At 27.8% G+C, this 23,604-nt stretch carries 17 protein-coding genes and 1 other annotated feature; of the genes, 14 read left to right on the top strand and 3 right to left on the bottom strand.

Translation table 11 applies throughout. From position 1 onward, the window contains the following. The first annotated feature begins 87 nt into the window (after positions 1-87). The 4 genes from dprA (at position 88) to BUA19_RS03415 (ending at position 5,577) form a co-directional block, all read left to right on the top strand. A complete protein-coding gene (gene dprA / locus BUA19_RS03430; RefSeq protein ID WP_072723697.1) occupies positions 88-1,182 on the top strand; it encodes a DNA-processing protein DprA in 1,095 nt (364 codons plus the stop codon). A 27-nt stretch (positions 1,183-1,209) separates the two neighbouring features. Further along, complete coding sequence (topA, locus tag BUA19_RS03425) at positions 1,210-3,276, top strand: type I DNA topoisomerase (RefSeq protein ID WP_072723695.1); 2,067 nt, start codon at positions 1,210-1,212, stop codon at positions 3,274-3,276. A gap of 133 nt (positions 3,277-3,409) precedes the next feature. Further along, on the top strand, positions 3,410-4,189 hold the full coding sequence (gene codY, locus BUA19_RS03420) for a GTP-sensing pleiotropic transcriptional regulator CodY (RefSeq protein ID WP_072723693.1): 780 nt from the start codon (positions 3,410-3,412) through the stop codon (positions 4,187-4,189). 116 nt (positions 4,190-4,305) lie between these two features. Continuing rightward, complete coding sequence (locus BUA19_RS03415; RefSeq protein ID WP_330388988.1) at positions 4,306-5,577, top strand: replication-associated recombination protein A; 1,272 nt, start codon at positions 4,306-4,308, stop codon at positions 5,575-5,577. Positions 5,578-5,616: 39 nt separating this feature from the next. Here BUA19_RS03415 and BUA19_RS03410 read toward each other — a convergent pair whose 3' ends face one another. Beyond that, the gene (locus BUA19_RS03410; RefSeq protein ID WP_330388987.1) at positions 5,617-6,933 is read right to left on the bottom strand and encodes an aminotransferase class V-fold PLP-dependent enzyme; all 1,317 of its coding nucleotides are present in this window, start codon (positions 6,931-6,933) and stop codon (positions 5,617-5,619) included. A gap of 101 nt (positions 6,934-7,034) precedes the next feature. Next, positions 7,035-7,592 (bottom strand): hypothetical protein, encoded by a 558-nt coding sequence (locus BUA19_RS03405; RefSeq protein ID WP_072723689.1) that lies wholly within the window; start codon positions 7,590-7,592, stop codon positions 7,035-7,037. A 373-nt stretch (positions 7,593-7,965) separates the two neighbouring features. Here BUA19_RS03405 and BUA19_RS03400 point away from each other — a divergent pair, with 373 nt between their 5' ends. Both BUA19_RS03400 and BUA19_RS03395 read left to right on the top strand, forming a co-directional pair. Then, positions 7,966-11,394: a pyruvate carboxylase gene (locus tag BUA19_RS03400; RefSeq protein ID WP_072723688.1), complete on the top strand. Its 3,429-nt coding sequence runs from the start codon at positions 7,966-7,968 to the stop codon at positions 11,392-11,394. A gap of 64 nt (positions 11,395-11,458) precedes the next feature. Continuing rightward, positions 11,459-12,259, top strand: a complete 801-nt coding sequence (locus BUA19_RS03395) for an aminoglycoside N(3)-acetyltransferase (RefSeq protein WP_072723686.1) — start codon at positions 11,459-11,461, stop codon at positions 12,257-12,259. Positions 12,260-12,336: 77 nt separating this feature from the next. Here BUA19_RS03395 and BUA19_RS03390 read toward each other — a convergent pair whose 3' ends face one another. Next, the gene (locus BUA19_RS03390; protein ID WP_072723684.1) at positions 12,337-13,005 is read right to left on the bottom strand and encodes a DUF421 domain-containing protein; all 669 of its coding nucleotides are present in this window, start codon (positions 13,003-13,005) and stop codon (positions 12,337-12,339) included. 149 nt (positions 13,006-13,154) lie between these two features. On the opposite strand from BUA19_RS03390, the gene BUA19_RS03385 reads away from it, so the two are divergent. The 8 genes from BUA19_RS03385 (at position 13,155) to alaS (ending at position 23,525) form a co-directional block, all read left to right on the top strand. Next, positions 13,155-15,014: a YgiQ family radical SAM protein gene (locus BUA19_RS03385; RefSeq protein ID WP_072723967.1), complete on the top strand. Its 1,860-nt coding sequence runs from the start codon at positions 13,155-13,157 to the stop codon at positions 15,012-15,014. A 124-nt stretch (positions 15,015-15,138) separates the two neighbouring features. Further along, entirely contained in the window at positions 15,139-16,704 is a 1,566-nt protein-coding gene (gene murJ, locus BUA19_RS03380) for a murein biosynthesis integral membrane protein MurJ (protein ID WP_072723683.1), read from the top strand. A gap of 360 nt (positions 16,705-17,064) precedes the next feature. Then, positions 17,065-17,499 carry an RrF2 family transcriptional regulator gene (locus tag BUA19_RS03375; protein WP_084601925.1) on the top strand — a complete coding sequence of 145 codons (435 nt, stop codon included), beginning with the start codon at positions 17,065-17,067 and terminating at the stop codon, positions 17,497-17,499. A 13-nt stretch (positions 17,500-17,512) separates the two neighbouring features. Next, positions 17,513-18,709 carry a cysteine desulfurase NifS gene (nifS, locus tag BUA19_RS03370; protein WP_072723679.1) on the top strand — a complete coding sequence of 399 codons (1,197 nt, stop codon included), beginning with the start codon at positions 17,513-17,515 and terminating at the stop codon, positions 18,707-18,709. Continuing rightward, a complete protein-coding gene (nifU, locus tag BUA19_RS03365; RefSeq protein ID WP_072723965.1) occupies positions 18,699-19,139 on the top strand; it encodes a Fe-S cluster assembly scaffold protein NifU in 441 nt (146 codons plus the stop codon). Before nifS ends, nifU begins: the two co-directional genes overlap by 11 nt. Positions 19,140-19,212: 73 nt before the next feature. Beyond that, on the top strand, positions 19,213-20,298 hold the full coding sequence (gene mnmA, locus BUA19_RS03360) for a tRNA 2-thiouridine(34) synthase MnmA (RefSeq protein ID WP_330388986.1): 1,086 nt from the start codon (positions 19,213-19,215) through the stop codon (positions 20,296-20,298). A 69-nt stretch (positions 20,299-20,367) separates the two neighbouring features. Continuing rightward, complete coding sequence (locus BUA19_RS03355) at positions 20,368-20,550, top strand: hypothetical protein (protein ID WP_072723677.1); 183 nt, start codon at positions 20,368-20,370, stop codon at positions 20,548-20,550. A gap of 56 nt (positions 20,551-20,606) precedes the next feature. Beyond that, positions 20,607-20,836: a binding site (T-box leader), on the top strand. Positions 20,837-20,885: 49 nt separating this feature from the next. Next, positions 20,886-23,525, top strand: a complete 2,640-nt coding sequence (alaS, locus tag BUA19_RS03350; RefSeq protein WP_072723676.1) for an alanine--tRNA ligase — start codon at positions 20,886-20,888, stop codon at positions 23,523-23,525. The last annotated feature ends 79 nt before the right edge of the window (positions 23,526-23,604 follow it).

The raw sequence follows: 23,604 nt of genomic DNA, 5'->3' as shown, positions 1-23,604 counted from the left end.
TTATTTTGCATTTTATATTATTTAATGTATAATGATAGTTAAAATGTACATAATATCCATTAAATTATTAATTTGAGGTGGCTATTCATGAAAATTGATGATATATACCTTTTGTTGTGGCATATAAATGGAATAGGATATAAAACTATTCAGAAATTAGAAAATTATTTTAATGGATTTGAGAATTTTTATGAGGTAGATAAAACTGAAATATATAAAATTCCAAATATAAGTTTAAAAGTAAAGGAAAATATAGTAAACTATAGAAGTTCAACTTATTTAGAGATGATAAAAGAAAATATGTATAAAAATAATATAAGTTATATAACTATAAATAATCCTAGATATCCAAAAAAATTGAAAAATATATATAATCCACCATATGTACTTTTTGTTAAAGGAAATGTAGATATATTAAGTGAGTTTAGCATAGCCATGGTTGGCTCTAGAAAACCTACAATTTATGGTATTTGGTGTGCAAAAAAATTTAGTAGTGAGTTATCATCATTAGGGATTAATATAATTAGCGGAATGGCTTTAGGAATAGATTTTTATAGTCATTTAGGTTGTTTAAATAACAAAGGGAAAACTATAGCTGTTTTAGGTTCTTCTATTGATAAGGTATATCCAAAAGAAAATATAAACCTTATGAATGATATAATAGAAGATGGTGGAGCTGTAATTTCTGAATATCCTTTAGGGACATCAGCAAGACCAATTTATTTTCCAATGAGAAATAGAATAATAAGTGGAATATCTGATGGAGTTTTGATTGTTGAAGCCGGAGAAAAAAGTGGGGCTTTAATAACTATGGATTATGCTTTAGAACATGGGAAAAATGTTTTTTCTATACCTGGAAATATAAATTCTCAAATGAGTAAAGGGACTAATAAAATAATAAAAGAAGGAGCAAAAATGATTACTTGTGTTGATGATATATTAGAAGAATATAATATTTTTTATGAAAAAAATTTATATGTTTTAGATAAAGAAGATATAGAATTATCTAAAGATGAACAAAAGATGGTAAATATTTTAAAAGAATATGGATCTTTACATGTGGATTTGATTTGTAAATATACAAAATTAAACATTAAAGATATATTAGGTATTTTAAATGTTTTAGAAATAAAAGGTATAGTAAGTGAATTAGGAAATAAAATATATAGTATAAACAATTAGGTTAATATTGAATTGGGGGTGCATTTAATGGCAAAAAATTTAGTTATAGTTGAATCACCAGCTAAAGCCAAAACCATAGGAAAATTTTTAGGGAGAAACTATATAGTTAAAGCATCCGTTGGACATGTTAGAGATTTGCCTAAAAGTAAATTAGGTGTAGATATAGAAAATGATTTTGAACCTTATTATATAAATATTAGAGGAAAAGGACCTATAATAAATGAATTAAAAAAAGAAGCAAAAAAAGCAGATAAAATATTTTTAGCAACAGACCCAGATAGAGAAGGAGAAGCTATATCTTGGCATTTAGCGTACATTTTAAAATTAGAAGAATGTCAAAATTGTAGAATAGAATTTAATGAAATAACTAAGGATGCTATAAAAAAAGCAATAAAAAACCCTAGAACTATAGATAAAAAATTGGTGGATGCTCAACAGGCAAGAAGAATTTTAGATAGGCTTTTAGGATATAAAATAAGTCCTCTTCTTTGGCAAAAAATAAGAAAAGGACTTAGTGCAGGAAGAGTGCAATCTGTTGCTACAAAAATAATATGTGATAGAGAAAAGGAGATAAAAGAATTTATACCAGAGGAATATTGGTCTATAGATTTAGTATGTAAAACTTTTAATGATGAATTTGAATTTAAGTTTTATGGAAATGAAAATAAAAAAATTGATTTAAAAAATAAGGAGCAAGTAGATGCTATATTAGATGAAATAAAAGATAAAAATTTAATTGTAGAAAAAATAGAAGTGAAGGAGAGAAAAAAATCGCCTCCTAAACCTTTTACGACTAGTATTCTTCAACAAGAAGCTGCTAATAAATTAGGATTTTCAACTAAAAAAACAATGATAATTGCACAGCAGTTATATGAAGGTATAGAGATAAAAGGAGAAGGAACAGTAGGTCTTATATCTTATATAAGAACAGATTCTCAAAGAATTTCTGAAGAAGCTATAAGTAAAGGAAAAGAATATATAACGGATAGCTTTGGAGATAAATATTTTAAAGGGTTTGAAAATAAAAAGCTTAAAAGCAAAAAAGTACAAGATGCTCATGAAGCTATAAGACCAACTTCTGTTTTTAGAACACCGGATTTCATAAAGGATTCTTTAAATAATGATCAATATAAGTTATACAATCTTATATGGTCAAGATTTGTAGCGAGTCTTATGGAAGATGCAATATATGAAAATTATAATGTTTTAGCTAAAATAGGGAATTATATATTTAAAACTTCAGGACATAAATTAAAATTTGATGGATTTTTGAAAGTATATTCTTTTTCTAGTAAAGAAGATAAATTAATTCCAGAAATTAGTGAAGGAATAGAATTGAAAGTTGAAAAGGTATTACCAAAACAGCATTTTACACAGCCACCAGCTAGATATACAGAAGCTAGTTTGGTTAAAACATTAGAAGAATTAGGAATAGGCAGACCTAGTACTTATGCTCCAACAATTGCTACTATACTTGCAAGAGAATATGTTGAAAAAAATGGAAATAGTTTAGTTCCTACAGAACTTGGAATGTTAGTTACAGAAATAATGGAGGAGAACTTTCAAAAATTTGTAGATTTAGATTTTACAGCTGAAATGGAAAATATGTTAGATTTAGTAGAAGAAGGAGTAAAGGATTGGAAAGAAGTGGTTAAACAAGTTTATGAACCTTTAGAAGAAGCGATAGAAATTGCTAAAGAAAGGATAGAAAAGGTATCTATTGAACAAGAAACTGATGAAATTTGTGAAAAATGTGGTTCAAATATGGTTATTAAATATGGAAGATTTGGGAAATTTTTAGCGTGTAAGAACTATCCGGAATGTAAAAACACAAAGCCTCTTCTTAATAAAACAGGAATTAAATGCCCTAAATGTGAAGAAGGAGAAATAATAATAAGAAAAAGTAAAAAAGGTAGAGTATTTTATGGTTGCTCTAAATATCCAGAGTGTGATTTTGTATCTTGGAATAAGCCCACAGGTGAAAAATGTGAAAAATGTGGAGAATATTTAGTTTATAAAGAGACAAAAAAAGAACAAAAAATAATATGTTCAAATAAGGAATGTGATTTTGAAAAAAAGTCGAAAATTAGCTAAATTGATGTTGATTAATTTCTTAAACTATGATAATATTTCAAATGTGCATTGTATATATTATTTAAAATTATAACAATTCTAAATAATTTTAATTTATGGATAAATATATATGGTTTTAAAGAGGAGGATAAATATGGCTAGTGAACTACTAGAAAAAACTAGAAAAATAAATAAAATATTACAAAGATCTGGTACTACTCCTGTTTCATTTCCGGAATTGTGTGAAATACTAAGTGAGGTTTTGAACACTAATACTTATATTATTAATGGAAAAGGAAAGGTATTAGGATTACATTTAACTGATGTTAAAGATAGTGCGGTAATAGTTGATGAAGAAACTGGTGAGCAAAGATTACCAGAGGAATATACACAAAATATAATGAAAGTTGGAGAAACAGTAGAAAATATTACAGGAGATAAGTTTTTAGAAATATTTAAGTATGATATAGAAAGTTATAATAAATTTACAACTCTTGTTCCTATTATTGGCAGTGGACAAAGACTTGGTACTTTAATTTTGTCTAGATATGAAAATAAGTTTACAGATGAAGATATAGTATTAGCAGAGTATAGTGCTACGGTTGTTGGTCTTGAAATACTTAGAGCTAAGTCTGAAGAAATGGAAGAAGAAATGAGAAAAAAAGCTGTAGTTCAAATGGCTATAGGAACTCTTTCTTATTCAGAACTTGAAGCTGTAGAGCACATATTTAATGAATTAGATGGAACAGAAGGGTTACTTGTTGCTAGTAAAATAGCAGATAGAGTGGGGATTACCAGATCTGTAATAGTAAATGCTTTGAGAAAATTTGAAAGTGCTGGAGTTATAGAATCTAGGTCTTTAGGAATGAAAGGAACTCACATTAAAATATTAAATGAAAAATTATTAGATGAGTTAAATAAACTTAAAAAATAGTTAGATTATTTTAAAGTCCTAATATTATTTTAACTTGCTTTTAGCAATAAAATAATATTAGGACTTTTTTCGAATTAGTATTTTAAAAATAATAAAAGAAGGAATGGTGATAAATATTGATAAAGCCATTAGCTGATAAGATAAGGCCTAAAGATATAAAAGATGTTGTAGGACAAAGTCATTTGTTAGAAGATGGTAAAATTTTAAATAGAATATTACGTTCTGGACATGTAACTAATATGATATTTTATGGTCCGCCTGGAGTAGGAAAAACAACTGTTGCGAATATTATTGCCAAAATTACAAATAAAAAGTTTTATAAGATAAATGCTACAAATGCATCTTTAGATGATATAAAAGAAATTATAAAAGATTTAGATAGCTTAATGACTTTAAATGGAGTAGTTTTATATTTGGATGAAATTCAAAATTTCAATAAAAAACAGCAACAATCGCTTCTTGAATTTATGGAAAATGGAAAAATAATATTGATTGCAAGTACGACAGAGAATCCCTATCGTTATATTTATAAAGCGATACTTAGTAGATCGACAATAATTGAATTTAAAATGTTAAACAAGGATGATATAATTAAAGGATTAAGGAGGGCAATAGACATAGCTAAAGCTGATTTAAGTGATATAAATATAAAATATGATGAGTTGGCTTTAGATTATGTTGCAACTGTTAGTAATGGAGATTTAAGAAAAGCTATTAATGCTATTGAATTAGCTATATACTCTACAAAAGTAGATGAAAATAAAAGCATATATATAGATGTAGATACTGTCAAAGAATGTACTCAAAAAAAGATTTTAAATTACGATAAATTTGGAGATAATTATTATGATATTTTAAGTGCTTTTCAGAAATCTATTAGAGGAAGTGATCCTGACGCTTCTATTCATTATCTTGCAAGACTTGTTAAAGCTGGAGATTTGGTATCTATTTGTAGAAGATTACTTGTAATAGCCTGTGAAGATATTGGAATGGCTTATCCTAATGCTATAACTATAGTAAAATCTTGTGTTGATAGTGCTATGCAATTAGGATTTCCTGAAGCTAGAATACCACTTTCACAAGCTACATTAGTGCTTGCTACGGCTCCTAAGTCAAATTCAGCATATAAAGCTATAGATCTTGCTCTTGAAGATTTAGAGTCAAAAGATGTTGGTGATATACCTATATATCTTAAAGATTCTCATTATAGTGGTGCTGATAAATTAGGGAGAGGAATTGAATATAAATATCCTCATAATTATAAAAATAATTATATAAAACAGCAATATCTTCCTGATAATATTAAAAATTCTGTTTATTATATTCCAGGAGAAAACAAGATGGAAGAAAAAGTGAAAACCTATTTAAAATATATTAAAAATTATTAGATATGTTTAAAATATAAAAGAGGGATTTTCCCTCTTTAATTAATGTGCATATTTTTTTTTATAATATTCTTTGTTTTTTACTATTTTATTTAATATATCAATTAAGGTATCAATTTCAGTATAATCATTATATAGTCCAAAACTGATGCGAACTATTCCGGGATGAGAAAGATTGGGATTTACAATTCTTTTTTCGATTTCTTCTTTGGAAATGTTTAAAAGTCGTTGAATATAAGGTTGTGCACAGAAACAGCCATTTCTAACTGCTATTCCTCTTTCGCAAGAAAGTATTTGAGCTGTTATTTCATGAGATAGACCTTCTATATTGAAAGGAATAATACTGGTTCTATCTTTGTAATTTTTACAATCTCCATATAATTTGATATCAGGTATTAATTTGAGATTTTCTATTGTGTATTTTGTTAAGTTCCATTCGTGTAATTCTAAATTATTCATTCCCAATTTATTTAATGTTTTTATAGCTTTTATAAGAGCTATAACTCCCATTATATTAGGAGTACCAGCTTCATATTTTTCAGGAGGATGAGTCCATTCAATAAAATCGTGTGTTACGATATTTACTGTCCCACCACCAACATAATCTGGAGATTTTTTTTCAAATATAGATTTAGGTCCAATAAGGACACCAATTCCGAAAGGTGCATACATTTTGTGTGCAGAAAAAGCAAGGTAATCTATGTGTTCTTTAGAATGTTGAGGTTTCATATCCATGGCAACGTGAGGTATTAATTGTGCTCCATCAACGACTATTTTTGAACCGTATTTATGTGCTAATGAAGCTATTTTGTATATAGGATTTTTATATCCTGTGACATTTGATACACCAGTTACGGTTACGAGTTTTACGTTTCCATTATATTTTATAAGTTTATTTTCTAAGTCTTTTAGATCTAATCTTCCTAATTTATCGATATTGACATAATCTACTTTATATTTTTTTCTCCATGGTAAATCATTAGAGTGATGTTCCATACATGTAGATAAAACTATAAATTCATCATGATTTTGAGAAAGTACATTACAAAGCATATTGATTGCTTCTGTGGTATTTTTTACATATATGACAGTATTGTATTTAAGATCTGCTTTGACGAAATCTGCAACTATTTTTTTTGATTTATCGTATATTTCAGAAGAAAGTTGAGATTTATAACCTTTACCTCTGTGAATTGAAGAATACCATTTTGAAAAATTTATAATTTCATTTAAAACAGCTACAAAAGGTGGAGTTGTTGCTGCGTTGTCAAAATTAATATATTTAACTAATTTTCCATTGCTAATAGGAATTTTAGTGTTAATTCCAACAATAAGTTTTTTGTATTTATTAGGTTTCACATTATTCACCTACTTAAAATAATAATTTTTGTATTATTTTATGAGCTAATTATGTAAAGGTGAAAAATGTGAAAAAATTTTCAAATTAATATTTGGAAATTTTATTTGTATAAATTTTCATTAAAAGTCAAGAAACTGGCAAATAATGCCCCTAAATTGTTTAAAGTGATGTCTAACATTGTATCATTTAATCCATGTTGACTTTGTGCATGAGATAATGTATCAATAGTATGTTCTAAAATTTCAAAAAGTTGTCCTAAGAAACCACCTAATATAAATGTAAAAATAAATATAAAAAATTTAGAATTGTCTTTTAAAAAATTTAATTTTTTAAAAATAGAAATAAATAATAAAGATATAGCTAGAGTTCCATAAAAATGTAGAAATTTATCCCACCACGAAATATTATCGTAAAATTTTAGAGTTTTACCTATAAAAGAATGGAAAATAGGTAGTAGAAAATTAAGTAATATACAAAATTTATTAATTTGTGTATTTGTTATTTTTTTAAATAATAAAATAAATATATTGTAAATTAGCACTAAAAAAACTCCAAATAATTCTAAATATTTTTTGTTAAATAAAAAAATAAGTAAAGAATAAATTTGAAGGAGTAAGGAAATTAAAACTATTATTTTTAAAAAAGAGTTTTTTTTCATAAATTTCTCCTAATTATTAAATTTTCATTATTGTATTTTATCCATAAAGAGGATTTTTATAACGTATAAAATGTTATTATAATTTTAATCAAGAAAAGGAAATTTTATCAAAAATTTAATGATTCAATTGACAATTAATCAATTTAAGTATATAATGAAATAAATTAATTTAATAAAGAAAAAACAAAAAAGAGTTAATTTAATAAAGAGAGACTATAAAGAGAAGAGTAGATATGAGAATTTGAGTCTTTTATCTCTTTTATAGGGGATGAAAGGCTTTTTTGTTTAAGTGTTATTGAGATTAAACAAATTATAAAATCGGAATAATATATTTATTAATTAACATTTAATTTGGAAAGAAGGAGTTGATAAAATGGAGAAAAAATTTAGAAAAATATTAGTTGCTAATAGAGGAGAAATAGCTATAAGAATTTTTAGAGCTTGTTCAGAACTTGGAATTAGAACTGTTGGTATTTATTCAAAAGAAGATAAATATAGTCTTTTTAGGAGTAAAGCAGATGAATCTTATTTAATAGGAGAAGATAAGGGGCCTATTGAAGCATATCTTGATATGGAAGAAATAATTCATGTTGCAAAGAAAAAAGGAGTTGACGCTATTCATCCTGGATATGGTTTTTTATCAGAAAATCCTAAATTTGCTAAAATGTGTAGGGATAATGATATAGAATTTATAGGACCTTCTCCTGAAGTTATGGATAAGATGGGGGATAAAATAAATTCTAAAAAGATTGCAAAAGAAGTTAATGTTCCTACTATACCTGGAGTTGAACGTTCTATTTCAAATACTGATGAAGCTAAAAAAATCGCAAAAGAAATAGGATATCCAATAATGCTTAAAGCCTCTAATGGTGGGGGCGGAAGAGGAATGAGAGTTATAGAAAAAGAAGAAGATTTAGTTGTAGAATTTGAAAGAGCAGTAAGTGAATCTAAAAAAGCTTTTGGAAGAGCATCTATATTTATAGAAAAATATTTAAAAAAACCAAAACATATAGAAGTTCAAATACTTGGAGATAAATATGGTAATATAGTTCATCTTTATGAAAGAGATTGTTCAGTACAGAGAAGACATCAAAAAATAATAGAGTATGCACCGGCATTTTCTTTAAGTGAAGAAGTTAGAAAAAAAATATGTGATGATGCTTTAAAGCTTGCAAAACATGTTGGATATTATAGTGCAGGTACTCTTGAATTTTTAGTTGATGAAGATGAAAATTATTATTTTATAGAAATGAATCCTAGAATACAAGTTGAACACACAGTATCTGAAATGGTAACTGGAATTGACATAGTTCAAAGCCAAATTCTTATAGCTCAAGGTTATTCTTTAAATAGTGAAGAAATAAATATTAAATCTCAAGATGATATTAAATTAAATGGGTATTCAATACAATGTAGAATAACAACAGAAGATCCTAAAAATAAATTTATGCCTGATACTGGTAAAATTCATGTATATAGAACTGGTTCAGGTTTTGGTATAAGACTTGATGGGGGGAATGGATTTACAGGTGCACGAATAACACCTTATTATGACAGTCTTTTAGTTAAGACTATATCTTGGGATAGAACTTTTAAAGGAGCAGTTAGAAAAATATTGAGATCTATAAAAGAGCTTAGAATTAGAGGAGTTAAAACTAATGTAGGTTTTTTAGTTAATGTTTTAAATCATCCAGATTTTTTAGAAGGTAAGTGTGATACAAAATTTGTTGATGAAACAGAAGAACTATTTAAAATAAAGGAAGGAAAAGATAGGGGTACAAAGCTTTTACAATTTATAGGAAATGTAATAGTAAACGAAAATAAAGAAGTAAAAAAAGATTTTGATATACCTAAGGTTCCTAAAATTGATGATGGTGTTATTAAAAAAGGATCGAGAGATTTGTTTAAAGAACTTGGAGCTGATAAATTTATAGATTATATTAAAAATGAAAAAAAATTATTAATAACAGATACGACAATGAGAGATGCTCATCAATCTTTATTTGCTACAAGAATTAGGACTAATGATCTTTTGAAAATATCAAAGGCAGTAAGTTATTATATGAACGATTTATTTTCTCTTGAAATGTGGGGAGGAGCTACATTTGATGTTGCTTATAGATTTTTAAAGGAATCGCCATGGATAAGACTTGAAAAACTTAGAGAAAATATACCAAATATAATGTTTCAAATGCTTCTTAGAGCATCTAATGCAGTGGGATATAAAAATTATCCTGATAATGTTTTAAAGGAATTTATAAAAGAATCAGCTAATAAAGGAATAGATATATTTAGAATATTTGACAGTTTAAATTGGATAGAAAATATGAGACTTCCTATATATGAAGCTTTAAATACAGGTAGTATTGTTGAAGGAACCATTTGTTATAGTGGAGATATATTAGATTCTAGTAAAACTAAATATACACTTAAGTATTATGTAAATATGGCAAAAGAACTTGAAAAAATGGGAGTTCATATTATAGCTATAAAGGATATGGCAGGACTTTTAAAACCGTATGCAGCATATAAGCTTGTGAAAGCATTAAAAGAAGAAATATCTATTCCAATTCATCTGCATACACATGATACAAGTGGAAATGGAATGTCAACTTTACTTATGGCATCAGAAGCAGGAGTTGATATAGTAGATACTGCAGTAGAGTCCATGGCAGGACTTACAAGTCAGCCATCTTTAAACAGTTTAATTGAAGCTTTAAAAAATACTTCTAGAGATACAAAAATAAATCTTGAAGGAATATATGATATAAGTGAATATTATAAAGAACTTAGAAAAGTATATTATAAATTTGAAAGTGAACTTAAAACTTCTTCAGCAGAAATATATAAATACGAAATACCAGGAGGACAGTATACTAATTTAAAACCACAAGTTGAAAGTTTAGGTCTCGGAAATAAATTTAAAGAAGTAAAAGAAAATTATAAAGAAGCTAATGAAATATTAGGAGATATTATAAAAGTTACACCTTCATCAAAAGTTGTAGGAGATTTAGCTATATTTATGACTAAAAATGGACTTAATAAAGAAAATATAGTTAAAAAAGGAAAAAATCTATCATTTCCAGATTCAGTAGTAGATTACTTTAAAGGTATGATAGGTCAACCTGAAGGAGGATTTCCTGAGGATTTACAAAAGGTTGTATTAAAGGGTGAAAAACCTATTAATGTAAGGGCAGGAGAGCTCTTAGAAAATGTAGATTTTGATGAAATTAAAAAAATGCTTGATGATAAATTTAAAATAAATGCTAATATAAGAAATATACTAAGTTATTGCTTGTATCCAAAAGTATATAAAGAATATTTATCTCATTTGAAAGAATATAATGATGTATCAAAACTTGAAAGTCATGTATTTTTCTATGGTCTTAATAAAGGTGAAGAATGTGAAGTTGAAATAGAACCAGGAAAAGTTCTTACAATAAAATTGATAGAAATATTTGATGTTAAAGAAGATGGGAAAAGAACATTAATATTTGAATTAAATGGTATGAGAAGAGAGGTAGAAATAGAAGATAAAAGTTTTGCTTCAAGTATTAAAACAGTTATTAAAGCAGATATTGATAATAAATTTGAAGTAGGAGCGAGTATTCCTGGGAAAGTTGTTAAAGTATTAGTAAAAGAAGGAGATTCTGTAAAAGAGAATCAGCCAGTTGTAATAATTGAAGCTATGAAAATGGAAACAACAATAGTATCTAAAGTTAATGCTATAATAGATAAAGTATATGTGAAAGAAGGAGATATGGTATCTGATAGAGAATTATTAATTACAATGAAAGAATAATATAAAAGCTAAAAAGAATCCTTAATTTAAAGGGATTCTTTCTTTGTTGAAGGAGGTGAATGAAGTGAGTGAAAGGGAAATAATTGAAAAAACAAAGACAATAAATACAAGAGAAAGTCTTAGAAAAGATTTTGAAAAAATAGGTTTAAAAGAAGGAATGACAGTAATTGTTCATTCATCATTGAGTTCCATAGGTTGGGTATGTGGAGGAGCTGTTGCTGTAATACAAGCTTTAATGGATATTATTACTCCATTAGGAACTATTGTTATGCCAGCTCATAGTGGAGATTATTCAGATCCATGTTATTGGGAAAATCCATCAGTACCAAGAGAATGGTGGCAAACTATAAAAGATACTATGCCAGCTTATGAACCAGACATAACACCTACTAATGGTATGGGAATTATTGCAGAGACATTTCGTAAATTTCCAAATGTTATAAGAAGTGCACATCCAACATTATCTTTTACTTCATGGGGAAAAAATTCAGAATATATAGTGAATAATCATTCTTTAGATAATGCTTTAGGAAAGAATTCTCCACTGCAAAGAATATATGATTTAGATGGTTGGGTTTTATTATTAGGAGTAGGTTATGGCAGTAATACGTCATTTCACTTATCAGAATATAGAATACCTAATCAAAAGCCTTTTAAAGCGGGAGCTCCAATTATTGAAAATGAACACAGAGTTTGGAAGGAATATAATGATATAGAATTTAATACAGATGTATTTGAAGAAATAGGAAAAGATTTTGAAAAAAAACATGAAGTAATAATTAATTATATAGGAAAAAGTAAGACAAGACTTTTTAAACAAAGAGAAGCTGTTGATTTTGCTCAAAAATGGCTTGAGAAATTATAAAGATATTTTAGAGTTTGTATAAAATCAAATTAATATTAAGAAATATATAAAAAATAAAGCTGTTTAATATATCAGCTTTATTTTTTATTTTTAACATCAAAATAAACTTCTTCTCTTTCTTCCACTGAATAAGCATAAATAACATCTTTTAAATTAACATTTTCTTCTTTAAGTTTATTATTAAGCCATTTTTCATCTTTATGTATTAATTTTAAATTTTTCTTTTGTACTTTTCCATCTATTATAACTGCTATAGGTAATTTTTCGGGTTCAACAGGAATGTTTAAATCGGAAATAGAAACATTTCTAACAGAAGATTTTGGTATTATACTTATTTCACCTGTTGGTTCTAAAATTGCGTATTCAACATCATCTAATTTTGGATAGCCATTGGTTCTAAGTATAGATATTAATTGTATTAATGAAATGTGTTCTTTTTTAAGATTTTTTTCATCTATTTTCCCTTGTTTTATCAAAATTGTTGGCTCACCTAGTAAAAATTTATTAAATAATTGATTTAATGATAGTTTTGAATAAATAATATAAAATAATGTTAATGATATTAATGAAATGACAGTTGGTTTTATTTTAGAGTTAATTAAAGGTTCAGAAATAATTGTTCCAATAATTACTATAGCCATTAAATCATATGGTGTAAGTTGAGTAATAGCTGATTTACCCATAATTCTCATTATTATTATACCTACTGTAAACAATAATATATTTTTAGTTATAATAGTTAACATTTTATCAGCTCCTATATTATTTCTTTTTAAGTATTATTTTTTACATAACGATAAGTTTTTATAATTTAAAAAATTAGCTTGTAATGTAGAATATAATTTGATAATATTGCTGTATGTGTTTGAACAAAATATAAGCAGGTGATGATATGATGAATAGCAAATTTTTACCAATTAGTAAACAAGATATGATAAATAGAGGATGGGAACAGTTAGATTTTGTATTAGTTACAGGAGATGCTTATGTAGATCATCATAGCTTTGGGACAGCAATAATTTCAAGAGTTTTAGAAGATGAAGGGTATAAAGTGGGAATAATAGCTCAACCAAATTGGAAAAATGCAGATGATTTTAGAAAATTAGGAAGACCGAGATTGGGTTTCTTGGTAAATTCAGGAAATATGGATTCGATGGTTAATCATTATACTGTAAGTAAAAAAAGAAGAGAAAAAGATTTATACTCTCCAGGTGGAAAAATGGGGTTAAGACCTGATAGGGCTACAATTGTTTATTGTAATAGAATAAGAGAAGCTTATAAAGATATTCCCATTATAATAGGTGGAGTAGAAGCAAGTCTTAGAAGATTTTCACATTACGATTATTGGGAAAATAAAGTTAGAAAATCTATTTTAATAGATAGCAGTGCGGATTTATTAGTATATGGAATGGGAGAAAGAGCGGTAATTGAAATAGCTAATAATTTAAATGATGGATTTGATATAAAGTATATAAGGCATATACCTGGTACATGTTATATTTTAGACAATTTAGAGGAGTTATATGATGATTATATAGAAATTCCATCTTATAAAGAAGTGTCTAAAGATAAATACAAGTATGCACAAGCATTTAAAATACAATATGAAGAACAAGATCCTGTTAGAGGAAAAATTTTAGTGCAAAAGCATGCAAGCAAATATCTAGTTCAAAATAAGCCTCAAATGCCTTTAAGTAGGGAGGAATTAGATAAAGTTTATGCATTACCTTATCAAAAAAATTATCATCCAATATATGAAAAACAGGGTGGAATACCAGCAATTGAAGAAGTTAAATTTAGTATAGTAAGTTCAAGAGGATGTTTTGGAAATTGTTCATTTTGTGCTATAGCATTTCATCAAGGAAGAATTGTGCAAAGCAGAAGTGAAGAATCTATAATAGAAGAAGCGAAACAAATTACGAAAAACCCTGATTTTAAAGGATATATACATGATGTAGGAGGGCCTACTGCTAATTTTAGAAAGCCAGCTTGTGAGAAACAATTAAAGTTAGGTGCTTGTAAAAATAAACAGTGTTTATATCCTAGACCTTGTAAAAATTTAGATGTTGATCATACAGAATATTTAAATCTTCTTAGAAAATTGAGGAAATTACCTAATGTTAAAAAAGTATTTGTGCGTTCAGGGCTTAGATATGATTATATTATGGCTGATAAAAGTGACACTTTCTTTAAAGAACTGGTTGAACATCATGTAAGTGGACAGTTAAAGGTAGCACCTGAGCATATATCTCATGAAGTTTTGAAATATATGGGAAAACCATCTGGGAAAATTTATGATAGATTTAGGGAGAAATTTTTTAGAATAAATGAAAAAATAGGTAAAAAACAGTATATAATACCATATTTGATGTCTAGTCATCCTGGAAGTACATTAGAATCGGCAATAGAACTTGCAGAATATTTAAGAGATATTCGTTATCAACCAGAACAAGTTCAAGATTTTTATCCTACTCCTGGAACTTTATCAACAGCTATGTTTTATACGGGACTTGATCCAAGAACAATGAAAGAAGTTTATGTGCCAAAAAGTAAGAGTGAAAAAGCAATGCAAAGAGCTTTACTTCAATATAGAAATCCTAAAAATTATAATTTAGTATATGAAGCTCTAATAAAAGCAAACAGACAAGATCTTATTGGGTATGGAGCAAAATGTTTAATAAAGCCAAAAAATAATAAAAATAACAGTAGTAAAAGAAACAAAAATAAATTTAAAAACAAAAAAAGGCACAAATAATTATAGAGCCTCAATACTGTTTAAACAGTATTGAGGCTCTATTAGTACAGTTGACAGGTTCGTTGCTATCAAATTATAATTACATAGTAATAATTATGTAAAATTTAAAGAAAAGAGGTATATTATGAAAAGTCAAAAGAAGACAACTAAAACAGTAGTATTAGTTATGATAATAATGATAGTAAGTAGACTGCTTGGGTTTGTTCGCGAAGTTATAATGACAAATACATTTGGAAGAGGAATGGAGACGGATGCATTTTTTGCGGCGTTTACAATACCTGATGTTATGTATTATTTATTAGTTGGTGGCGCTTTAAGTTCAGCTTTTATTCCTGTTTTTACTAGTTACTTATCAAAAGGAGATGAAGAAGAAGGTTGGAAAGTGGCATCTACATTTATAAATATTTCTATTATTTTACTTTTATTATTATCGGTTTTAGGTATGATATTTGCAGATTATTTAGTCCCTTTTGTGGCTTACAATTTTAAAGGAGAGCAATTAAATCTTACAGTTGAACTTACTAGATTTATGTTTCCAGCTGTTACTTTTACAGCACTTGCAGGTCTTGAAACGGGAATTTTGAATTCATATAAAATATTTAATGTTCCATCAATAGGTCCTATTTTATATAATATAGGTATTATTTTCGGAACGATATTTTTATCATCCGAATTTGGAATAAAAGGTATGGCTATAGGAGTTGTTTGTGGTGCTGTATCGAATTTTTTATTTCAATTTTTATTTGTTATAAAAAAAGCGAAAAAATATAAGTTTATACTTGATTTAAAACATCCTGGAGTTAAAAAAATATTTAAGTTAATTATTCCGGCATTTATTGGACTTTCTGTTACTCAAATTAATCTTATAGTTAATCAAAATATAGCATCGGGATTTGATGAGGGGAGTATTACAGCGCTTAGACTTGCAAATAGAATAATGCAACTTCCTCTTGGGATTTTTTCTGTGAGTATTGCAACTGTAATTTTTCCGACGATAACATCTCAAATTGCAAGAGGAGAGTTGAATGATTTTAGAGAAACTTTTTCGATGGGTATGAGGAATATATTCTTTGTTACAATTCCATCTGCTATAGGACTTATGACTATAGGAGTTCCTTTAATTAGATTATTATTTGTTCGTGGAGCATTTAATGAATATGATGCACAAATCACTGCAAGTATTTTGATTTTTTATACTTTGGGGCTTGCTTTTCAAGGAGGAGTACAACTTTTAACTAGAGGATTTTATGCAAATCATGATACAAAAACTCCTGTTAAAATAAGTTTTGTAGCCGTTTTGGGAAATATATTGTTAAGTTTATTTTTAGGACTTACTACTCCGATGAATGTAAAGGGTTTGGCTTTTGCTTATTCTATTACTAGTTTTATTAATATGAGTATGTTATTTAACACTCTTAGAAAAAAAATGGGAGGAATAAATGGAAAAGAAATATTAGTTTCAGGACTTAAAACTACATTTGCATCTATCGTTATGGGAGTATTTATTATTATTTTAAATTTAATATTTAGTAAATATTTTAATGTTTATGATAAGCAAATTCAATTGCTTCAAGTAAGTATAGGGGTTTTATTAGGAGCAGGGGTATTTTTATTTACAGCAAATATTTTAAAAATGCAAGAAGTAAGAGACATGATACTTATATTGAAGAGAAAAAAGATTAAAAATTAGAATGTTGACAAAAATACTTGGATATAATATACTTAAATCAGAATTCAGAGTTTTTTACTAGGAATTAAAAGTACTAAATTTAACATATAAGGCAAAACTGTATGGTGTTAATATAATTTATATGATTGTGGAAAAGAACATATACTAAAAAATATAAATCAAGTAACTACTCTACATTTTCATTATGGAAAATTAGTTACTTGATTTAAACAAAGAGAGGTGAATAAAAGTACCGTTGGCTTGCGGTATAGCATTGTAGAGATATGCTATTATGTACACTAATATTTGTAAAAATATTGAGTGTATGAATAGAATCTATATATTTATTTAAAAATATATAGATTTTATAAAGCCGATATATTGAAATTATCTACAAAAGGAAGATATGGATTAAAAGCAATGTTTCAATTAGCATTAGATGAAAGTAATGGACCAGTTCCTTTAAAATATATAGCAGAACAGCAAAATTTATCAGATCAATATTTAGAGCAAATATTTTCTTCTCTTAGAAGAGCTGGGCTTGTAAAAAGCATAAGAGGAGCTCAAGGAGGATATTTGCTTTCAAGAGATGCGAGTAAAATTACTGTAGGAGATATAATAAGGGTTCTAGAAGGGCCTGTAGCTCCTTCGGATTGTGTTTTAGATGAAGAAAGTGATTGTAAAAATTCAGGACACTGCGTAACTCAAGTTGTATGGGAAAAGATAAAAGAAAGTGTAGAATCTGTTATAGACTCTATAACTCTTCAAAATATGATAGATGATTATAAAAACAAAATGAAGGATATAAATGGTTAGGGGGATAAGTCAAATGGAAAAAAGAAATGTTTATATGGATTATGCAGCGACAACTCCTGTTAAGAGAGAAGTGCTTGAAGCGATGCTTCCGTATTATAGTGATTTGTTTGGAAATGCATCTAGTATTCACAAATTTGGTAGAGATGTAAAAGGAGCTTTGGATAGGGCAAGAGATGAAGTTGCAAAACTTATAAATGCAGATTCTTCGGAAATTTATTTTACAGCTGGAGGGTCTGAATCAGATAACTGGGCAATAAAAGGAGTTGCATTTGCTAATAAAGATAAAGGGAATCACATTATAACTACTAAAATAGAGCATCATGCAGTATTGCATACTTGTGAATATTTAGAAAAATATCATGGGTTTGAAGTAACTTATTTAAATGTGGATAAAGAAGGTAGAATAAGTTTAGAAGAGTTAGAAAACTCTATAACTGATAAAACAATACTTATATCTATAATGTTTGCTAATAATGAAATAGGAACAATTCAACCTATAAAAGAAATAGCGGAAATAGCAAAGAAAAAGGGGATACTATTTCATACAGATGGTGTACAGGCATTAGGGAATATTCATATAGATGTAAAAGATTTAGACGTAGATTTAATGGCTATGTCATCTCATAAAATATATGGACCTAAAGGAGTAGGAGCATTATATATTAAAAAAGGTGTAAAACTTCATCCTTTAATACATGGTGGAGCTCAAGAAAAGAGAAGAAGAGCTGGAACTGAAAATATAGCAGGAATAGTTGGGTTTGGTAAAGCTGCTGAACTTGCTAGAGTTAATTTAGATGAGCATATAGATAAACTTACAAAGCTTAGAGATAAGCTTATAAAAGGAGTTTTAGAAAAAATACCTTATACAAGATTAAATGGAAGTTTAGAGTATAGACTACCTGGAAATACTAATTTTTGTTTTGAATTTATAGAGGGAGAATCTCTTCTTTTAAGTCTTGATATGGTTGGAATAGCTGGATCGAGTGGTTCGGCATGTACTTCAGGATCTTTAGATCCATCACATGTTTTAATGGCTATAGGTCTTACTCATGAAATAGCACATGGTTCTTTAAGGTTATCTCTTGGAGATATGAATACTGAAGATGATGTCGATTATGTCTTAGAACATCTTCCTAAAATTGTAGAAAGATTAAGATCGATATCACCATTATATGAAAAAGTAACTAAAGGGGGAAATGATAATGTATAGTGAAAAGGTAATGGATCATTTTATGAATCCTAGAAATGTTGGAGAAATAGAAAATGCAGATGGCATAGGAGAAGTAGGAAATGCTAAATGTGGAGATATAATGAAAATATATTTAAAGATAGAAGATAATATAATAAAAGATGTTAAGTTTAAAACATTTGGATGTGGTTCGGCAATTGCAACATCGAGTATGGCTACAGAAATGATAATGGGGAAAAGTGTTGAGGAGGCTTTAAAGCTTACAAATAAAGCAGTAGCAGAAGCTTTAGATGGTCTTCCAGCAGTTAAAATGCATTGTTCGGTTTTAGCAGAACAAGCTGTTAAATCTGCAATAATAGATTATGCTAAGAAGAATAATATTCACATAGATGGACTTGAAGATGTTAAAATAGATGATGAACATGATCATCATCATGTTGAAGAAGAATAAAAATATTACCCGGGAAAAATCCCGGGTTTAATTTTGAAAATATGGTAAAAATAAATATATTGAGGTGATATTTTTGAAAAAGAGAGTAATGATAGGAATGAGTGGAGGAGTAGATAGTTCTGTTGCTGCATATTTATTAAAAGAACAAGGTTATGATGTGATTGGAGTTACAATGAAGCTTTGGCAAGATGAAGATGAAGAGTTAATAGAAAAAGAAGGTGGATGTTGCTCTTTATCTGCGGTAGAGGATGCGAGACGAGTTGCAGATAAAATAGGAATTCCTTTCTATGTAATGAATTTCAAAAATGTATTTAAAGAAAAAGTAATAAATTATTTTATAGATGAATATATAAAAGGAAGAACTCCAAATCCTTGTATTGCATGTAACAAATATATAAAATCGGGAGAATTTTTTGAAAGAGCAAAAAAAATAGGATGTGATTATATAGCTACAGGACATTATGCAAAAATAGAATTTGATAAAAAGTTAAATAGATATTTATTGAAAAAATCTATTACAGATGCAAAAGATCAAACGTATGCACTTTATAATATGACTCAATATGAACTTAAACATACATTATTTCCACTTGGGTATTATACAAAAGAAAAAATAAGAGAAATAGCTGAAGAAATAGGATTGGTTGTTGCTAATAAACCTGATAGTCAAGAAATATGTTTTGTAAAAGATAATGATTATGCTAAATATGTAAAAGAACATAGTAATAGAAAAATAAAAGAGGGATATTTTATAGATAAAGATGGAAACATATTAGGAAAGCATAAAGGAATTATAAATTATACTATTGGTCAAAGAAAAGGACTTGGAATAGCTCTTGGAAAGCCGATGTATGTAGTAGATATATTACCACAAAAAAATGCAGTGGTATTAGGTGAACATGATGAAGTTTTTAGCAAAGGTTTAATAGCTAGTAATGTGAATTTTATACCTTTTGATGATATAAAAGAACCTATAAGAGTTAAAGCTAAAATAAGATATTCGGCAAAACCGCAAGATGCTGTAGTATATAAAGAAGGAAATGATAAAATAAAGATAGTATTTGATGAAAAACAAAGAGCAATAACTCCAGGTCAATCTGTTGTTATGTATGATAATGATGTTGTAGTAGGTGGTGGAATAATAGAAAAAAGAATATAATTTTGTAAATTTTACTCAGTATATATTCACCTCTTTAGTAAAAAATATTCTTAAGAAAGGGGTGAAATTATGAGAAGAAATGGAAATATAGTAAATCCTATGGTTATAGGAGGAGTTTTAGGTGCTGCAGCTTCTATGTATGCTGTCTCTAGAATGAATATAGGTCAAAGAAGAATGGTTTACAAAGCAGGGCGAAATATGGCTAGATTTGCAAATAAGATGGTAAATAGAATGGATAGAAATTGGTTTTAACTTGTTGACATATTTGTATTTCTTATATAAAATCTAAATGTGTAAAAATTAATATGCGAAATACTATGAAGAGGACTAGTAAATTAACTGATTCTTATAGAGAAGGAATCCATGGCTGGAAGATTCCTAGATAGGTTAATTGAAGCTACCTTGGAGTAACAACTTTGAAAAAATTTTAGTAGAGGTTGTCGGAAAATTTCCGTTAAAATTAAGGTTTATTTTATCCTAAGAGGCTAATTTTTAGCAAATAGGGTGGTACCGCGAGAGTTTATCCCTCGTCCCTATGTTTTTCATAGAGATGAGGGTTTTATTTTGTACATAAAGGAGGAAATATAATGAAAAAAATAGGATTAAATGAAATTAGAAGTAAATTTTTAGATTTTTTTGAATCAAAAGGTCACTTATCAAGAGGGAGCTTTTCGCTTGTTCCGCAAAATGATTCGAGTTTACTTCTTATAAATGCAGGTATGGCTCCATTAAAAAATTATTTTATGGGAAAAGAGGAGCCACCAAAAAAAAGAATGGCTACTTGTCAAAAGTGTATAAGAACAGGAGATATAGAAAACGTAGGAAAAACGGCAAGACATGCGACGTTTTTTGAAATGCTTGGAAATTTTTCTTTTGGAGATTATTTTAAAAGAGAATCAATAAGTTGGGGATGGGAATTTGTAACAAAACATCTTGAAATTCCAGAAGATAGAATATGGGTTTCTATATATGAAAATGATGAAGAAGCGTTTGAAATATGGAATAAAGAAATAGGATTCCCAAAAGAGAGAATAGTAAGACTTGGTAAAGAGGATAACTTTTGGGAAATAGGAACAGGACCTTGTGGCCCGTGCTCAGAACTTTATTTTGATAGAGGAGAAAAATATGGTTGCAAAAGTCCAGATTGTAAGCCTGGATGTGATTGTGATAGATTTATAGAGTTTTGGAATCATGTATTTACTCAATTTGATAAAGATGAAAATGGAAACTATAATCCTCTACCTAATCCGAATATAGATACAGGAATGGGACTTGAAAGAATAGCTTGTATAATGCAAGATGTTGATAATATATTTGAAATAGATACCATAAAACATATATTAAATGGAGTAGTAGAAATTGCTAATGTTGAATATGGAAAAAATAAAAAAAATGATGCGTCTATAAGAATAATAACAGACCATATAAGAGCAGTTACTTTTCTTGTCGCTGATGGAGTATTACCTTCAAATGAAGGAAGAGGATATGTGCTTAGAAGACTTTTAAGGAGAGCTGCAAGACATGGAAAAATTTTAGGAATACAAGGTTCATTTTTATATAATTTAATGGATAAAGTGGTAGAAGTTAGTGCAGATGCTTATCCTGAACTTTTAGAAAAGAAAGATTATATAAAGAAAGTGTTAAAAATAGAAGAAGAAAGATTTGAGGAAACAATTGATCAAGGTATAGAAATACTAAAATCATACATAAATGAATTAAAAGAAAATAAAAATAAAGTTTTATCAGGAAAAAACGCATTTAAGCTTTATGATACGTATGGATTTCCTATAGATTTAACTAAAGAAATGTTAGAAGAAGAAGGATTTGAAGTAGATGAACAATCTTTTGAAGAAGAAATGGAAAAACAAAGAAATAGAGCAAGAAATGCAAGACAAAATGATGAAAGTGAAGGATGGAAAGAAGATGTATTTTCTAAAATAGATAAAAGCATTAAAACTGAGTTTGTAGGATATTCTTCTTTAGAAGAAAGTGCTGTTGTTTTAGCTATAGTAAATGATAATGAATTAGTGAATGAAGCTCATAATGGAGAAAAAGTTACAATAATACTTGATAAAACACCTTTTTATGCAGAAAGTGGAGGACAAGTAGGTGATAGAGGAATTTTATTTAATGAAAAATTTGAAGGAGATGTAATTGATACTAAAAAAGGAGCAAATGAAAGAATTCATCACGAAGTTGTAATTAAAAAAGGAAGTATAAATGTTAAAGATAGATTAAATGCTAAAGTTGAAAAAGAATTGAGAATGAATAGTGCAAGAAATCACTCTGCGACACATATACTTCATAAAGTGTTAAAAGAAGTTTTAGGAGATCATGTTCAACAAGCAGGTTCACTTGTTACTCCACAAAGGCTTAGATTTGATTTTACTCATTTTGAAGCTATTTCAAGAGAAGAATTATCAAAAATTGAAATGATGGTAAACAATAAAGTTATGGAGTCTTTAGATATTACTGCTGATGAAATGACAATAGATGAAGCTAAGAAAATAGGAGCTACTGCTTTATTTGGAGAAAAGTATGGAGAGGTAGTAAGAGTTGTATCTATGGGAGATTATTCTCGTGAGCTTTGTGGTGGAACTCATCTTAAAAACACAGCACAGATTGGAATTTTCAAAATACTTTCAGAATCAGGTGTAGCTGCTGGAGTTAGAAGAATAGAAGCTATAACTGGAATGAGTGTATATAATTATATAAATGAAAAAGAAAATACGATAAAAGATATATGCAATACACTAAAAACAAAAGAAGATAATGTTACAATTAAAGTAAAATCTCTTGTAGATGAAGTGAAAGATTTAAATAAAGAGTTAAATTCTATAAAGAACAAATTAGCCATGGCTTCTGTTGATGATGCGATAACTAAAAACGAAGTAAAAGGAGTAAATTTAATTGTAGCAAAATTTGAAGGAATGGACATGAATTCTTTAAGAAACATAGGAGATAATCTTAAAGATAAATTTGGATCAGGAGTAATAGTTCTTGCTAATGTAGCTAATGATAAAGTTAATTTTATAGTAACAGCTACAAAAGATGTTGTAAAAAGAGGAGTACATTGTGGAAATATAATAAGAGAAGTAGCTAAAATTGCTGGTGGAAATGGTGGAGGAAGACCGGATATGGCACAAGCTGGTGGTAAAGACGTATCTAAAGTAAAAGAAGCTTTAATGTATGCAAAAGAAGTATTAGAAAATCAAATTAATGAATAATCAAAAAGGAGCATTCTGCTCCTTTTTGCTATTTAACAAATATGTTATAATAGGTTATTATAAAATAACATAATAAAAA

The organism is Tepidibacter thalassicus DSM 15285 (genome assembly GCF_900129915.1).
Taxonomy (GTDB): domain Bacteria; phylum Bacillota; class Clostridia; order Peptostreptococcales; family Peptostreptococcaceae; genus Tepidibacter; species Tepidibacter thalassicus.
Note: the sequence above shows the minus strand (reverse complement) of the source record. Positions and strands in the feature narration are given on the sequence as shown.

Excerpts from the sequence above, each read along its gene's own strand:
- dprA (WP_072723697.1), top strand. The coding sequence starts at position 88 with ATGAAAATTGATGATATATACCTTTTGTTGTGGCATATAAATGGAATA.
- topA (WP_072723695.1), top strand. The coding sequence starts at position 1,210 with ATGGCAAAAAATTTAGTTATAGTTGAATCACCAGCTAAAGCCAAAACC.
- codY (WP_072723693.1), top strand. The coding sequence starts at position 3,410 with ATGGCTAGTGAACTACTAGAAAAAACTAGAAAAATAAATAAAATATTA.
- BUA19_RS03405 (WP_072723689.1), bottom strand. The coding sequence starts at position 7,592 with ATGAAAAAAAACTCTTTTTTAAAAATAATAGTTTTAATTTCCTTACTC.
- BUA19_RS03400 (WP_072723688.1), top strand. The coding sequence starts at position 7,966 with ATGGAGAAAAAATTTAGAAAAATATTAGTTGCTAATAGAGGAGAAATA.
- BUA19_RS03390 (WP_072723684.1), bottom strand. The coding sequence starts at position 13,005 with ATGTTAACTATTATAACTAAAAATATATTATTGTTTACAGTAGGTATA.
- BUA19_RS03385 (WP_072723967.1), top strand. The coding sequence starts at position 13,155 with ATGAATAGCAAATTTTTACCAATTAGTAAACAAGATATGATAAATAGA.
- murJ (WP_072723683.1), top strand. The coding sequence starts at position 15,139 with ATGAAAAGTCAAAAGAAGACAACTAAAACAGTAGTATTAGTTATGATA.
- nifS (WP_072723679.1), top strand. The coding sequence starts at position 17,513 with ATGGAAAAAAGAAATGTTTATATGGATTATGCAGCGACAACTCCTGTT.
- BUA19_RS03355 (WP_072723677.1), top strand. The coding sequence starts at position 20,368 with ATGAGAAGAAATGGAAATATAGTAAATCCTATGGTTATAGGAGGAGTT.
- alaS (WP_072723676.1), top strand. The coding sequence starts at position 20,886 with ATGAAAAAAATAGGATTAAATGAAATTAGAAGTAAATTTTTAGATTTT.